General features: G+C 70.3%; 10 protein-coding genes. 4 read left to right on the top strand and 6 right to left on the bottom strand.

The features are described 5' to 3' along the window. Window positions 1–73: 73 nt before the first annotated feature. From ABB55_RS27105 to ABB55_RS27085, 5 genes are all read right to left on the bottom strand, one after another. Complete coding sequence (locus ABB55_RS27105) at window positions 74–811, bottom strand: response regulator (RefSeq protein ID WP_054361619.1); 738 nt, start codon at window positions 809–811, stop codon at window positions 74–76. Then, on the bottom strand, window positions 808–2565 hold the full coding sequence (locus tag ABB55_RS27100; RefSeq protein WP_054361618.1) for an ATP-binding response regulator: 1758 nt from the start codon (window positions 2563–2565) through the stop codon (window positions 808–810). The genes ABB55_RS27105 and ABB55_RS27100 overlap by 4 nt, the downstream gene beginning before the upstream one ends. Further along, window positions 2555–5026, bottom strand: a complete 2472-nt coding sequence (locus tag ABB55_RS31050; RefSeq protein WP_054361617.1) for a sensor histidine kinase — start codon at window positions 5024–5026, stop codon at window positions 2555–2557. Before ABB55_RS31050 ends, ABB55_RS27100 begins: the two co-directional genes overlap by 11 nt. A gap of 8 nt (window positions 5027–5034) precedes the next feature. Then, on the bottom strand, window positions 5035–6030 hold the full coding sequence (locus ABB55_RS27090; RefSeq protein ID WP_054361616.1) for a TRAP transporter substrate-binding protein: 996 nt from the start codon (window positions 6028–6030) through the stop codon (window positions 5035–5037). A 271-nt stretch (window positions 6031–6301) separates the two neighbouring features. Continuing rightward, window positions 6302–7060, bottom strand: a complete 759-nt coding sequence (locus ABB55_RS27085) for an invasion associated locus B family protein (RefSeq protein ID WP_054361615.1) — start codon at window positions 7058–7060, stop codon at window positions 6302–6304. A 319-nt stretch (window positions 7061–7379) separates the two neighbouring features. Between ABB55_RS27085 and ABB55_RS27080 the strand changes: the two genes are divergently transcribed. Together ABB55_RS27080 and ABB55_RS27075 are read left to right on the top strand one after the other, a co-directional pair. Beyond that, window positions 7380–9272, top strand: coding sequence for an extracellular solute-binding protein (locus tag ABB55_RS27080; RefSeq protein ID WP_083463990.1), 1893 nt, complete (start codon window positions 7380–7382; stop codon window positions 9270–9272). A 23-nt stretch (window positions 9273–9295) separates the two neighbouring features. After that, window positions 9296–10954 carry an AMP-binding protein gene (locus ABB55_RS27075; protein ID WP_054361614.1) on the top strand — a complete coding sequence of 553 codons (1659 nt, stop codon included), beginning with the start codon at window positions 9296–9298 and terminating at the stop codon, window positions 10952–10954. Between the two features lie 89 nt (window positions 10955–11043). On the opposite strand, the gene ABB55_RS27070 is transcribed toward ABB55_RS27075, so the two are convergent. After that, window positions 11044–11352: a hypothetical protein gene (locus ABB55_RS27070; RefSeq protein ID WP_152982208.1), complete on the bottom strand. Its 309-nt coding sequence runs from the start codon at window positions 11350–11352 to the stop codon at window positions 11044–11046. Between the two features lie 331 nt (window positions 11353–11683). Between ABB55_RS27070 and ABB55_RS27065 the strand changes: the two genes are divergently transcribed. Then, on the top strand, window positions 11684–13006 hold the full coding sequence (locus tag ABB55_RS27065) for a diguanylate cyclase (protein ID WP_054361612.1): 1323 nt from the start codon (window positions 11684–11686) through the stop codon (window positions 13004–13006). A gap of 104 nt (window positions 13007–13110) precedes the next feature. Continuing rightward, window positions 13111–13776, top strand: coding sequence for a DsbA family oxidoreductase (locus ABB55_RS27060; protein ID WP_054361611.1), 666 nt, complete (start codon window positions 13111–13113; stop codon window positions 13774–13776). Window positions 13777–15713 lie beyond the last annotated feature (1937 nt).

Below are 15713 nucleotides of genomic sequence, written 5' to 3'. Positions count from 1 at the left end.
CGCCACCCGCTCCCCGCGGCGGCGCCGTTCCGGCCGGGTCGCCGTGACGCCCGGCCGTGCCCCTTCCGTCCACTCAGCCCGAACTGTCCTTGTCGCCCTCCGGCACGAACATGTAGCCGGCGCCGCGGATGGTGCGGATGACCTTCGGGTTGGACGGGTCCGGCTCGATCTTCTTGCGGATGCGGGTGACGCGCACGTCGATCGCGCGGTCGAAGGCGTCCGGATCGCGGGCATTGGCGAGATCCAGCAGGCGCTCGCGCGACAGGACCCGGTTCGGGTTGTCGGCGAAGGCCTTGAGCAGGTTGAACTCGGAGGCGGTGATCAGTACCTCGCCCTCCTCGCCGCCGCGCAGGTGCCGGGTCTCCATGTTGAGCCAGCGCGTGCCGAAGCGCACCTCCTGCGCCTTGGCGGGCGGCGCCTCGGCGGCGGCCGCCTGGGCGGCGGCCCGGCGCAGCACGCTGCGGATGCGGGCGACCAGCTCGCGCAGTTCGGCCGGCTTGGCGATGTAGTCGTCGGCGCCGAGCTCCAGCCCCACGATCCGGTCGATCGGACTGGCCGTGGCGGTCAGCATGATGATCGGGACGCTGACCGCCTTCTCCTTCAGCGAGCGGATGATCGAGAGACCGTCCTCCTCCGGCATGTTCAGGTCGAGCACGATCAGATCCGGCCGGCGCTTGGCGAGACTTTCCCGTAAGGCTGTGCCGCCCGACAGGGCCGACACCTCGAAACCGTGCAACTTCAAATAGTCTGCCACGGTCTCCCGGGTCGCCTTGTCGTCGTCGACGACCGCGATGAGGGATGCCTGGGTCATTCCGAATCACTCCCGTCTTCGGCGCGGACAGGCAGCTTTATCGTGAAGGTGGTGCCCTGTCCCGGTCCTGCGCTGGCGGCTTCGAGCCGCCCGCCATGCAGGGCCACGATATGCTTGGCGATGGAAAGGCCGAGCCCGGTCGAGCTCTCGCCCGCGCTCGGCTTGGCCGACAGCCGCTGGAAGCGCCCGAACAGGCGCCCGATATCCTCCGGCGACAGGCCCGGTCCGCGGTCGACCACCGACAGCGCCGCCATCCGGTCGACCCGGCCGATCCGCGCCAGGATGGGGCCGCCGATCGGGCTGTATTTGATCGCGTTGGAGATGATGTTCTCGATCGCCTCGCGCAGGCGATCCGGATCGGCCTCGACCACCATCGGCTCGACGATCTCGATCGCCAGGCTCTGCTGCTTGCGCGACGCGCCCGGGCGGTGGTCCTCGATCACGTCGGCGACCAGCCCGCCGAGATCGACCGCCTCGGGGCGCAGCCGCACGTCGAGATGGTCGTTCATCGCATCCTTGAGCAATTGCTCGATCATGCGCGTCATCGCCTGCGCGGGTTCGACGATGCGGCCGATCTGCGCCCGGATCATCTCGACCGGCACCGGATCGCGGTCGATCAGCTCGCCGATGATCTCCGAGCGGCCCAGGATGACGCTGATCGGGTTCTTCAGATCGTGCGCGACCATGCCCAGGATGTCGGACTTGAAGGCGTTGGAGCGCTTCAGGATCTCGCGTTGGAGCGCGAGCCGCTCGTTGGCGGCGGTCAGTTCGCGGGTGCGCTCCTCGACGCGCTGTTCCAGCCGCGCATTCGCCTCGGCCAGCTGCTCGTAGAGGATGACATTGTCGAAGGCGATCGAGAGCTTGCCGCAGAAGACCTCGACCAGCGCCCGGTCGGTGTCGGACAGCGTCTTCTGCGCCTCCAGGAGCACCACCACCTCGCGCCCGCTCGCGGTGCGCAGATAGAGCACCGACTGCTGGTCCAGGAACTGGTGCCGGCGCAGCGCGAAGGCTTCGTGCACGAGTTGACTGACACCGTCGGCGAGCGGCGGCGCCACCGCCCCGGCCAGGCCCGCATAGACGCCGGAGCCGGCCAGCACCGTGAAGGTCTCCGGTGCGCCGCCGGCCTCGCGCAGCACCAGGATGCCCGCGCATTCGACCTTCAGGAGCGAGCCGATCTGGGTCAGCACGCCCTCGGCCAGCCGCTGCATGGACTTCAGGTCGAACAGCTTCGCGGCCGCGTCGATGATGATTTCCAGGCCGCGGCGGGTCTCCTCCATGCGCTGCAGCTGCTGATAGGAGCGCAGCGCCGCCGTCAGGGCGGTGAACAGCTTGTCGGCGGTGAGTTCCGTCTTCGCCTTGTAGTCGTTGATGTCGTAGTCGACGATCACGCGCCGCTCCGGCGCCTGGCCGGGCTGGCCGGTGCGCAGGATGATGCGCACCATGTCGTTGCGGGCGACGTTGCGGATATATTCGACCAGGTCGAGCCCGGCGCTGTCGGTCTCCATGACCACGTCGAGCAGGATCACGGCCAGATCGGGGTGCCGGTCGATCAGCCGCCGCCCCTCCTCGGCGGAATTGGCGGTCAGGATCTCGATCCCCTGCCCGTTCAGCGAATAGTCGTAGAGCGCGAAGCGGGTGCCGTCATGGACGGCCGGTTCGTCGTCGATGACGGCGATCTTCCAGATCTTCGACGGCGCGGCCGCCTGCGCCTCTTCGGCATCGTCGAGGAAGACGAGCAGATCGTCACCGGACATGGGCGTCGAGCCTCGGTCGCGGGGCCGCCACTAGGCCGGTATCGATCATCTGCAACTCCTCTTCGTCGCCGACCGGCGTGACGATCGGCAGCGTGATGCGGAACGTCGTGCCCCGACCGGGCGCCGAGTCGAGCACGATCCGACCGCCGAGCCGGTGGTGTACGATATTGTAAACGATGTGCAGTCCCAAGCCCGTCCCGCCCTTGCCGCGCTTGGTCGTGAAGAAGGGCTCGAAGGCGCGCCGCTGCGCCTCCTCGTCCATGCCGACGCCGTCGTCGGAGAAGATCAGCTCGACCTGATCGCCGCGCCGGCGGCCGTCGATCCGGATCTGGCCTTCCTGGCCGTCCGCGAAGGCATGCATCAGCGCGTTCATGAACAGGTTGGTGACGACCTGCCCGTAGGGACCCGGATAGCTGTCCATCACGATGCCCGGCTCGATCTCGCAGGTCATGCCGTGGCGGGTCTTCTTCAGGGTCGGCTTCAGGCTGGCCAGGATCTGCTCGGTCGAATCCTTCAGGTCGAAGCTGCGCCGGTCGGCATGGGTGCGGTCGACGGCGACCTGCTTGAACGACTGCACCAGTTCGCCGGCCCGGCTGAGATTGGCGACCAGCTGGCTCGCCGCCTCCTTGGCCCCGACCAGGAACTCGGTCAGCCGCGAGCGGCGGAGTTGCCCGCTCTCGAGCTCGGCCTCGAAGGCCTCACAGCGCCGCTCCAAGGTCGAGGCGACCGTCAGGCTGATTCCGACCGGGTTGTTGACCTCATGGGCGACGCCGGCGACCAGCCCGCCGATGGCGGCGAGCTTCTCGGCCTCGACCAGACTTTCCTGGGCATCGCGCAATTCCGCCAACGCGGCCTCGGCGGCTTCCTTGGCGGCGCGCAGATCGTCCTCGGCGCGCCGACGGTCGGTCACGTCGTAGTGCCAGAAGATATGCGCCGGCCGGCCGTCGAACTCGATCGGCCTGACCTCCATCAGGCACCACCAGGTCTGCCCGCCGGCCCGGCGCATGCGCACCTCCCAGCCGGAGACCAGCCCGTAGCGCTGGACCGCATCGGACAGGCGCACCGCGTCCGAGGCGGCGGCGAAATTCTCGTGGAAATAGCGGCGGATGCCGGAACGCTCCTCGCCGAGACCGAACAGGGTTTCGAACTTGTGGTTGGCGTAGAGGCGGTGGCCGCCATCCGCCGAGACGATCGAGATGCCGATCGGGCTGGTCTCCAGGATGCCGCGCCAGCGCCGCTCCTGCGCCTCGCGTTCCAGTTCGGCGCGCCGCCGGGCGATGACGTTGTCGCGAAACACCTCGACCGAGCGCGCCATGTCGCCGATCTCGTCGCGGGCCCCGACGCCGCGCACGATGCGCTCGTAGTCGCCTTCGACGATCGCCCGCATCGAGCCGCCGAGTTCCTTCAGCGGCTGGCGGATGGTGCGGGCGATGGCCCAGCTCATCAGCACGCTGATGCCGAGGAACAGGATGCCGACGATCAGGAAGCGCTGGTTGACCGACAAAAGCGCCGCATCGAACTGGCCCTGCGCGGCGGCCTCGCGGCCGCGGATGCGGGTCGACAGCCGATCGATCGCCGCCGCCATGGCACCCTGGTTGCCGTCGATCGCCGCGCCCAGGAAGCGGGTCTGCTGGTCGAAGCTGGCGGCGAGCTTCTCGAGCGCCAGCCGGAGGCTCGTCGCCCGCGGCACCAGCCGGGCGAGCGCCTGACGCTGCAACGTCGCCTCGGACAGATCGACCATCACCGGAATGGTCCGTTCGATGGTGGCCAGATGCTCGCGGGCGGCCTTCAGCGATTCCGGCGCGTGGCTCAGATAGTAGGCGTTCACCTCGACCAGGGTCTGCGAGAAGCTCTCGCGCGATTTTCCGAGCGCCGGCCAGATCAGCGACTTGTTGTTGTCGGTGGCGCTGTCGATGATCGCGTAGAGGCCGGCCATGTCGGTGGCGGCCTTCAGGAACTCGTCCTCATAGGCCGTGCGGATGCGGCCGTTGACCTCGCGCAGCGCATCGAAGCCGGCCAGGAAGCGCTTGGTGATCTCGGCGACCGAGGCCAGTTCCTGGGCGATATCGGGCTCGGCGACGCGCGTCGTGGTCAGGCGCGACAGGAGCTCGTCCTGCCGGCGGACGATCTCGGCCAGCACCTCCGGCGTCGGCCGGTTGAAATAGCGGTGGATCAGCGATTGCAGCCGCCCGGATTCGGTGTCGACCTCGACGAGGAGCCGGTCATAGGCGCGGATGCGCGACAGGTCCGTCCAGGACGAGGTGATGTCCGCCGAGCCGCGCCAGATCAAGAGCCCGAAGACCAGGATGCCGCAGGCGTTCAGGAGCACGATCAGAAAGATGCGCCAGCCGATCGGCATCGCGCGCATCGTCCGCGTCCAGGCGGATTCGCTCGGCGGCGGGCGCCGCGTGCGGATCGGAACCGTGATGGCGTCGTCGCCGAACGCCCCGGGGGGAGCCATGGCTGCGCCTACTCCACCATGCGGATGCGCTCGACCAGGTCGCGCAGTCGGCCGGGCGGAACGAACTGCTCGTAGAGCGGCGCGACCGCGTCGGCGAAGGCCTTCTTGTCGACCCCCTCCGTCAGAACGGCGCCGGCGCCGCGGGCCGCGGCCCGCGAGCGGCCCTCCCATTCGAACCATTGCTGGCGCATGTAGAGCGCCGATTCGCGCGCGGCTTGGCGGAAGATCTGCCGGTCGGCCGCATCGAGCGCCGCCCAGGCGCGCGCCGACATGACCAGCACTTCCGGGGTCATCGTGTGCTCGGTGGCGCTGTGGAAGCGCGCCAGCTTGACGTGGTCGGTGGAGACGTAGGACGGCCAGTTGTTTTCCGCGCCGTCGACGATCCCGGTCGACAGCCCGGTCGTGACCTGGCCGTAGGGCAGCGCGATCGCCTCGGCGCCGAGCAGGCGGATCATGACGATCATCTGGTCGGACTGCTGCACCCGGATGCGCAGGCCGGCCATGTCGGCCGGCACCCGGATCGGGCGGACGGTGTTGTAGAACGAGCGGGCGCCGGAATCGTAGAAGGCCAGCCCGACGAAGCCGTAGGCCTCGAAGGAGGCCAGAATCTCGTCGCCGATCGGTCCGTCGAGCACCTTGTGCAGATGTTCGACCGAGCGGAACAGATAGGGCAGCGCCAGCACGCCCGCCTCCGGCACGAAGGAGGCGAAGGGCGCGGTCGACGAGCGGTTGATGTCGATCGCGCCGACGCGGGTCTGTTCGATGGTCTCCTTCTCCTCGCCGAGCTGGCGGGAATGGAACACCTTGATCGAATGCCGCCCGCCGGTCCGCTCGCGCACCAACCGGTCCATGGTGAGCAGCGCCTGGACGGTCGGATAGTCGGCGGTCTGGGTATCGGCCGCCCGGAACTCGCGCGCCCGGGCAGCGCCGCCGAGGACTTGCGAAACGAGGACGACCGCCGACAAGAGGACGGCCAGGACGGCGCCCCTCGCACAGGCTCGCATCACGATGTCGTCCCTCCGTCGGATCGGACCCGGTTCCCCCGCCCCAACGATAGCACGAGCTGCAATTGAAATGCGACCGGGGCTTTGCGCTCGATCCGACCGCCGTAGCGCCGCGCGGAGAACAGTCCGGCGCGGCACGGATGCCCGGCGGGGCGACCCGCCCGCGCCCCCTCTCCAGACGCAAAAAAGGCGCGACCTTGCGGCCGCGCCTCCGGGATATGCATCTTGCCCACCGGGCATGCGCCCAACCGTCACGGCCTCCGCCGAAACGTCAGGGCTTCGGCTGGTTGGTCAGCTTGGCGCGGGCCTCGTCGGCGCGCTTCTCGAGTTCCTGCTGCAGCTGCTGCTGGTTGGCGCTGGCGCCGGTGCCGGGCGGCGGGGCGTTCGGGTCGAGGCCCGGACCCTCATAGGCGTCCTTGAAGCCGGCGAGCCCGAACGGATAGGGCTGCTGCTTCTCCTGCATGTTCAGCGTGCGCACGACGAGCACCTGACTCTTCTTCATCGTGGCGATGAAGGCGTCGGTCACGGCCATCTCGGCATAGCAGGCGTTCGGGAAGCAGATCGTGTACTTGCCCTCTTCCAGCTTGCCCTTGTCGATGCCGACGCGCAGGCCGGGCTGGATCAGGTTCAGCGGCGGCACCGCGATCAGGAGGATCTTCTTCGGATCGCCGGCGATCTCGCGCACGGCGACCGAACCGACCACCTGGCCCTCGTCGGTGCGCAGTTCCTGCGCGATCAGGCACACGTCGCGGTTCTGACCGTCCTTGGAGCACAGCTTGACCCAGGGATTGGGCTGTCCGGGCTGCAGCTGGGCCGGACCGGCGGCTTCGCCCTCGGCGGGCGCGGCCGGCTTGGCCTCGCCGGGCTTGGGCGCGGCCGGCTTAGCGGCGGCGGGAGCCGCCGGCTTCGGCGCCGGGGCGGCCGACTGGGCCAGGGCGACGGTCGGCAGCGCGGCCATCGCCGCGAAGAGAAGCGCAGCGCCGAACCCGGCCTGGAGGGGTGCCGCCCGCAGCGTGGACCTGTCAACCATGGAGTTCTCGTCCTCGAATTCGTGTCGCGGCTGCGGCCCGGAGCGTTCGGCCGGACCGACAGCCTGATGGTCGGCAAATGCGGCGGCAGCGTGATGCCTCCGCCCTGCCCGCCCGACATGCCAAGACCGCTCCGGCTTTCGCGGGCGAGCGACGACGCTCACCGCGCGCCGCCGGTCACGGCATGAACGGGCCAGTCTCCTTACCGAGGATCGGCGCGGATTTCCAGACGCTTCGGGTGGCGCCCGACCCCGCCGGGGCCGCCGGCAGCGTGCTACATTGCCGGAGATTCGTGGGAACGAGAGCGACGGACGCCAGCTGATGCAGAAATACAACGTGGTCCGGCAACCCGACGGCCGAGGCGCGACGGCCTGCCGGGTCCCGACACTGGGCGCGCTCGCGGTCGCCGGGGTCGTCGCCCTGCTGCCCGCCGGCGTCCTGTCCGGCCCCGCCCGGGCCGCCGGTCCGACCCACGCCATCGCGATGCACGGCGAGCCGCGCCTGCCGGCCGACTTCACGGCCTTCCCGTATGTCGACCCGGACGCACCGAAGGGCGGTCGAATCACCTGGGGCGCCTTCGGTTCCTTCGACAGCCTCAACCCGTTCATCCGCCAGGGCCAGCCGGCGCGCGGCCTGCGCGACGGCGGGCAGGAGAACTATGTCTACGAGAGCCTGATGACGCGCGGCCTCGACGAGGCCTTCACGCTCTATTGCCTGATCTGCGCGACCGTCGAGGTGCCCGACGACCGGCGCTGGGTCGAGTTCAAGCTGCGCCCGGAGGCCCGGTTCTCCGACGGCACGCCGGTCACCTCGGCCGACATCGCCCACTCCTTCGCGCTGCATCGCGACGAGGGCCGCGAGAATGTCGCCCGCGTCTATCGCGAGAAGGTCGCCCGGGTCGAGACGCCCGACCCCGCCACGGTGCGCTTCGTCTTCGCCGAGGACGACAAGGAAATGCCCCTGATCATGGGGCTGATGCCGATCCTGCCGATGCACGCCATGAGCCGCGAGGCCTTCGCCAAGACCTCGCTCGAGCCGCCGATCGGCTCCGGCCCCTACCGGGTCGCCGAGGTCGTGCCCGGCAGCCGGCTGGTGCTGAAGCGCAATCCGGACTACTGGGCGCGCGCCCTGCCGGTGAAGCGCGGCTTCGACAATTTCGACGAGATCCGGTTCGACTATTACCGCGAGCAGAATGCCCTGTTCGAAGCCTTCAAGGCCGGTCTGGTCGATGTCTATCCGGAGGGCGATCCGAGCCGCTGGCAGACCGGCTACGACTTCCCGGCGCTGACCGAGGGTCGCGTCGTCAAGGAGACCTTCGAGACGGGCCTGCCGCGCGGTCTCTACGGGATGGTCTTCAACACCCGCCGGCCGGTCTTCGAGGATGTCCGCGTCCGGCGGGCGCTCGCCATGCTGTTCGACTTCGAGTGGATCAACAAGAACCTGTTCTTCGGCCTCTACCGGCGCTCCGCCAGCTATTTCCAGGGCTCGGAACTGTCCGCCCTCGGCCGCCCGGCCGATGCCGCCGAGCGCGCCCTGCTCGCGCCTTTCGCGGCTGCGATCCCGGCCGAGATCATGGACGGCACCTGGGCGCCGCCGGAAACCGACGGCTCGGGCCGCGACCGGACCGCGATCCGGCAGGCGGTCGACCTCCTCGCCAAGGCCGGCTGGGTGATCGACAAAGGCGTCATGCGCCACGGCGTCGGCGGGCCGCCGATGAGCTTCGAGATCGTCCTCGTCGACAAGCAGCAGGAGCGCATCGCGCTCGCCTATCAGCGCTCCCTGAAGCTGATCGGCGTCGACCTGGTCGTCCGCCTAGTCGACAGCGCGCAGTTCCAGCGCCGGCGCACCAGCTTCGACCTGGACATGACCTTCTGGAACTGGTCGGCCTCGCTGTCGCCCGGCAACGAGCAGTTGAACCGCTGGAGCGTCGCCGCCGCCGACGCGCAAGGGTCGTTCAACCTGCCGGGCGCCAAGGTCGCCGGCCACGATGCCCTGATCGCCGCGCTTCTGGCCGCGCGCAGCCGGACCGAATTCATCACCGCGGTGCGCGCCTTCGATCGGCTGTTGATATCCGGCTTCTGGGTCGTTCCGCTCTATCACCAGCCGCAGGTCTGGCTGGCGCGCTGGACCCGAATCGAGCGACCCTCGGTCACGTCCGCCTCCGGTCCGGTCACCGGCGCCTGGTGGGCGAAGCCCGGGGGAACCACGCCGTGATCGTTGTGCCCGAACAGAGGAGCATGGCGCATCTCGCAACCGGCGTCTGGGGGCGCGTCACGCTCGACCAGGTGCTGCGCAAGAATGCCGCCAATGCGCCGGACCGGCTGGCGCTCGCGGATTTCGCGGACCGGTCGGACTGGACCCGCGGCGAGCCCGAGCGGCTGACCTATGCGGCGCTCGACCGGCGCGTCGAAGCGCTGGCCGCCTTCTTCTCGGGCCTCGGCCTGAAGCCCGACACGGTCGTCGCCTGCCAGCTGCCGGCGCTGGCCGATTCGGTCGCGGTGCTGTTCGGCCTGCTGCGCGCCGGCCTGATCGCCGCCCCCCTGCCGCTGGCGCTGCGCGAGGCGGAGATCACCGAGCGGCTCGACGCGCTCGGCGCCAAGGGCATCGTCACCGTGGCCGAGACGGTCGGCGAGCCGCATGGCGAGCGCATGCTCGCGGTCGCGGCCGACCTGTTCCAGATCCGCTTCGTGTTCGGGGCCGGCGGCCCGGTGCCGGACGGCCTGATCCCGCTCTATCGCCTCTACGAGGAGATGGACCGGCTGCCGCCGATGCGCGACATCGCCCGCAAGGGCAACGCCGCCGACCATTGTGCCACCGTCGCCTGGAGCCTGGACCTGCCGGCCGAGGCGGGCGCGACGCCGGCCGTGGTGCCGCGCTCGCACAATCATTGGATCGCGACCGGCCTGATGACGCTTCTGGAGGCGCAGATCGGGACCGGCGCGGTGATCGTTTCGTCGCTGGCGCCGAGCGGGCTGGCCGGTCTCGGCGCGGCGGTGCTGCCCTGGCTCCTGTCGGCCGGCACGCTGGTGCTCGGCCTGCCGGCCTCGGTCGACCGCCTGGCCGAGGAGGTCGCGGAGCATGCCGCGGACCATGTCGTGGTGCCCGCCCTCTTTGCCCGCCGCCTGTCGGAACGCCTCGACGCCCACAAGGCGAGCGCCAACCTGCTGGTCGTCTCCGGCGACCGGCTGGCCGAGGTCGAACTGCCGCGCGGCACGGCCGCCGTCGACGTGATCACCCTCGGCGAACGCGCCCTCATCGCCCGCCGGCGGCGCGATCCGGCCGCCGCCGCCCTGATCCCGCTCGGGGCCATCGGGGCCCCGTCGGAGACCGCCATCGCGCCGACCCTGGTCGAGACCCAGCTCCGCGTCACGCCCGCCCGGCCCGGCGCACCGTCGCCCGCGCGCGACGGCACCGGCGAACTGATGGTCCGCGGCGCCATGGTGCCGGAGGCGACCTGGCCCGAGGCCGACCGCACGGGGCTGCGCGACCGGCCGCGCGAGGGCGACGGCTGGGTGCGCACCGGCATCATCGCCCGCCCCGATCCGGAGCGGTCGCGCAACCTGATCCTGACCGGTCGCGGCAGTGAGATCGGCGGCACCGGCGGGCTGGAATTCGACCTGACCGTGCTCGATGCCCTGTTCCGCGATGTCGGCGACTTCGCCGATGCCGCCGCCGTGCCGCTGCGCGACGAGGACGGCTTCGAGCGTCTGGCGGCCGCGGTCGTGCCGAAGCCGGGCGCCGCCTTCGATCCGGAGGGCTTCATCGCCGCGCTGGCCGAGCACCGGATCGGCCCGCACCGGCTGCCACATGTGGTCTTGCCCGTTCCCGCCATCGCCCGCGCCCCGTCCGGGCGCGTCATGCGGGCCGGCATGGCGTCGCATCTGATGCGGCGTTAGCCGGATCGGCGCTCTCACAATCAGCGCCGGACCGCCTTCCCCCGCACGGCCGGGCTCGGCCCCGTGGAATTCTGCGAATCCTTGGCCCGTTACGGATCGTAGTCGACGGCGACGATCGCGCCGTCGGCGATGATGACCTCGATCCGTTGGCGGCTCGGCGGGTCCTGTTCAAGCCAGACGGCGATGCGGTCCCGGACGACGGTGATGCCGGCGATGCTCAAGCACCGGACGGCCTCTTCCGGGTCGCCGATCCGCCAATGCCCCCGCGTCGCGACATCTTCGATGACGGTTTTCGGGGCCTCGCAGAGCGCACGATAGTCGCGCCGCACGTTTGTGGCGATGTCCTCCGGCGCCGCGTCGTCGAGCGCGATCAGGAGGCCGCAGTCGAGCGCCGGCACCCGGCCGCTCCAGCGGCGCCGGACGACGACGCGTCCGTCTCGGGCGGGCGCGACGCGTTCGGTGGCGACGAGCGTCAGCGGCCCGAAATCAGGATCGGGTTCCGCAGCGTCCCGGTCTGTGGTCATCGGCACGCGTCCCCCATTCCCGGCCGCCCGATCGGCTACGTCGCCCCCGGCGCCCCCGGCGCCCCGCATCGCCGCGGCCCGCGCGACGCCGTGTCCGGCCGCCCCTTTGGTAAACCCGCGTTAACCCTGTCGCGTCAATTGTAACGGTCGGCAAACGAATGGGCAGGGCGCCGGACGGTGCAGTGCCGTCCGGAAGGAGGCGATCTTGCGGCGCGGGCGCGTACTGGTCATCGAAGAGCAATCCTGTGCGGAAACCTCCGGTCTCTGGAGCGAAATCCAGGACGAGGGTTTCGAGGTCAATCTGACGGCGATGGACCGGTCGGCCGCCATGGTCGCCGCGGCCGGCCCGCCCGACGTGGTCGTCCTGAACATGATCGCGGCGGAAATGTCCGGCGACCGGATGCGCTATCTCGACGCCGCCGCCCGGCTGATGATGGCCCGCGGCAGCCGGCGCCTGCCGGTGATCGCGCTCGGCGGCACGGGCTCGCCGTCGCCCAGTCTCGGCATCTCGGAGATCATCGCCCGTCCGATCTCCGCCGTCCGCCTGACCAACCGGATCGCGGCGATCCGCCGTCTGGCCACCATGCAGGCCGAAGCGCGCCGCCGCGCCGACACGGCGATCGCCTTCGGCGTCACGATGCCGGATTTCGTCGGCCCCTCGGCCGGCGCCGACCCGACCGTGCTGGTCGTCGGCGCCAGCGTCCGCTACCTGGCCGTCGAACGCTGCCTGTCGCCGAAGGCCTTCATCGTCGGCGCCTTCTCGACCGCCACCGCGCGCGACTATCTCGCCCGCCGCAGCTTCGACGCCGTCGTCCTGAACACGACCGTCGACACCGCCGTCGAGATGCTGCGCGAGTTCCGCGCCGATCCCGCTCTCTATACCCTGCCGGTGATCGTCCTCGCCGCCGCCCCGGATCGGGAGGCGACCGACCAGATCTTCGCCGCGGGCGCCACCGAACTGGTCGAGGACGCGACGCTGGAGAGCGATCTCGCCCGCGTCATCGCCGGGTCCGTCGCCGAACACCGGTTCCGCGAGGCTCTGCGCGCCGTCTATGTGCGCGGCCGCAACCTGGTCACCTCCGACGCGCTGACCGGGCTCTTCTCGCGCGGCTTCTTCATGGAACATGCCGGCCGGCTGGCCGAGATCGCCGCCGAGGAGGGCGAGCCGCATGCGGTCGCCACCCTCCGGATCGACGAACTGGCCGGGATCAACGCCGAGGACGGCTATGCCGCCGGCGACCACCTGCTGCGCCAGGTCGGCAGCCTGATCGGCCGTCTGACGCGGGGCGAGGATCTGGCCGCCCGCATCGGCGGCGGCCGGTTCGCCGTGCTGATGCCGGGCACCGACCAGGCCGATGCCGTGACGGCCCTCAACCGCGTCAGCGCGATCCTCCGGACCACCCGCTTCATCGTGCCGGGGACGGGGCGGACGCTGCAGATCGATCCGGTCGGCCGCGTCACGGCGCTCGGACAGAGCGAATCGCTCGAACCGGTGCTGAACGGACTATTCGATGGCGGCACCGTCTGAGCGACTCGCCCAGAGCCCTCACAACGCGATATGAGGGATTTCCCGAGCGGTCGCCCGAATCCCCGGCGTGCCGCCGCCCATCCCGTCCGGACCCGCGTTCCATCATGCCCGAAACCACGCCCCTGCAGATCGACGTCGTCGCCGATGTCGTGTGCCCCTGGTGCTTCGTCGGCCGCCGTCATCTCGCCGCCGCCATGGCGAGGCTGCCCGACATCGACTTCCGCCTGGTCCACCGCCCGTTCCAGCTCGATCCGCGCATCCCGCGCGAAGGGGTCGAGCGCCATGCGTATATCAACGCCAAGCTCGGCGGCGCCGACCGCGTCCGCGAGGCGCACCGGCACCTGGAGACGATCGGACAGGATCTCGGCATTCCGTTCGACTTCGCGGCGATCCGCGTCGCCCCGAACACGCTCGACGCCCACCGCCTGATTCGCTGGGCCGGCGAGGCCGAGGTTCAGGACGCCATGGTCGAGCGGCTGTTCCAGCTCTATTTCGTCGAGGGCGCCGATATCGGCGATCCGGACGTGCTGGCCGATGCCGCCGCCGCCGTCGGCATGGTCCGCGACGAGGTCCGCGGCTTCCTCGACACCGAAGCCGACCTGGACGCCGTCCGCACCGAGATCGCCCACGCCCAGCGCGTCGGCATCACCGGCGTGCCGTGCCTGGTCATCGAAGCCAAATATGCCGTCATGGGCGCCCAGCCCGCCGACATGCTGGTCAACGCCTTCCGCGACATCGCCGAAGAAAAACGCTTCGGCACCAAGAGCTGACGCAAGGCGCGGACGGGCGGGGTTTCGAGCACAAAGATCGGTGGCCGTCGGCACGGCGGATCGGGGATCGTGTGACGGCAGTCGAGCCCCCCGCGTCCCCCTACCCCAGAAACCGCAATCCCGGCCGTAGCCGAAGGCGGAGAGCCGGGACCTACTCTGCAAGCAACCTGCTGAAAAGTCCGAGTATAGTCCGAGACCTGCGGCCGCCGGGCCGAGAGTAGGCCCCGGATCGGCGGGCCTTACGGCCCTTGTCCGGGGATGCGCTGGGAGATGGCGGCAGGGGGGCGGCGTCGGACGGTGCACGGGTCCACTGTCCACCGCCCAGTGCCTACTACACCCGGCCCACTCCCGAATCCGCACTACCCACGCCCCCGCGTCCCCCCGACCCCAGAAACCGCAATCCCGGCCGTAGCCGAAGGCGGAGAGCCGGGACCTACTCTGCAAGCAACCTGCTGACACGTCCGAGTATAGTCCGAGACCAGCGGCCGCCGGGTCGAGAGTGGGCCCCGGATCGGCGGGCCTTGCGGCCCTTGTCCGGGGATGCGCTGGGAGATGGCGGCAGGGGGCGGCGTCGGACGGTGTACCACTGCCTACCGCCCAGTGCCTACTACCCCCGACCCGCTCCCGAATCCCCACTACCCCGCCCCGAATCCCCACTACCCGCCCCGCGTCCGCCTACCCCAGAAACCGCAATCCCGGCCGTAGCCGAAGGCGGAGAGCCGGGACCCACTCTGCAAGCAACCTGCTGACACGTCCGAGTATAGTCCGAGATCTGCGGCCGCCGGGTCGAGAGTAGGCCCCGGATCGGCGGCCCTTCGGGCCTTGTCCGGGGATGCGCTGAGAGATGGCGGCAGGGGGGGCGGCGTCGGACGGTGCACGGGTCCATTGTCCACCGCCCGGTGCCTACTACCCCCGGCCCACTCCCGAATCCGGACTACCCCGCGTCCCCCGACCCCAGAAACCGCAATCCCGGCCGTAGCCGAAGGCGGAGAGCCGGGACCCACTCTGCAAGTAACCCGCTGACACGTCCGAGTATAGTCCGAGATCTGCGACCGCCGGGTCGAGAGTAGGCCCCGGATCGGCGGCCCTTCGGGCCTTGTCCGGGGATGCGCTGGGAGATGGCGGCAGGGGGGCGGCGTCGGACGGTGCACGGGTCCATTGTCCACCGCCCGGTGCCTACTACCCCCGGCCCACTCCCGAATTCGCACTACCTCGCGCCCGCGTCCCCCCTACCCCAGAAACCGCAATCCCGGCCGTAGCCGAAGGCGGAGAGCCGGGACCTACTCTGCAAGCAACCTGCTGACAAGACCGAGTATAGTCCGAGACCTGCGGCCGCCGGGTCGAGAGTAGGCCCCGGATCGGCGGGCCTTCGGGCCTTGTCCGGGGATGCGCTGGGAGATGGCGGCAGGGGGGCGGCGTCGGACGGTGCACGGGTCCATTGTCTACCGCCCAGCGCCTACTACCCCCGGCCCACTCCCGAATCCGGACTACCTCGCGTCCCCCTGACCCCGCAAACCGCAATCCCGGCCGTAGCCGAAGGCGGAGAGCCGGGACCCACTCTGCAAGCAACTTGCTGACAGGTCAGAGTATAGTCCGAGACCTGCGGCCGCCGGGTCGAGAGTGGGCCCCGGATCGGCGGCCCTTCGGGCCTTGTCCGGGGATGCGCTGGGAGATGGCGGCAGGGGGGGGCGGCGTCGGACGGTGCACGGGTCCATTGTCTACCGCCCAGTGCCTACTACCCCCGGCCCACTCCCGAATCCGCACTACCCAGCCCCCGCGTCCCGCATCCCCTGCCCCAGAAACCGCAATCCCGGCCGTAGCCGAAGGCGGAGAGCCGGGACCCACTCTGCAAGCAACCTGCTGACACGTCCGAGTATAGTCCGAGATCTGCGGCCGCCGGGTCGAGAGTAGGCCCCGGATCGGCGGCCCTTCGGGCC

The organism is Prosthecodimorpha hirschii, assembly GCF_001305515.1.
Classification (GTDB): Bacteria; Pseudomonadota; Alphaproteobacteria; order Rhizobiales; family Ancalomicrobiaceae; genus Prosthecodimorpha; species Prosthecodimorpha hirschii.
Note: the sequence above shows the minus strand (reverse complement) of the source record. Positions and strands in the feature narration are given on the sequence as shown.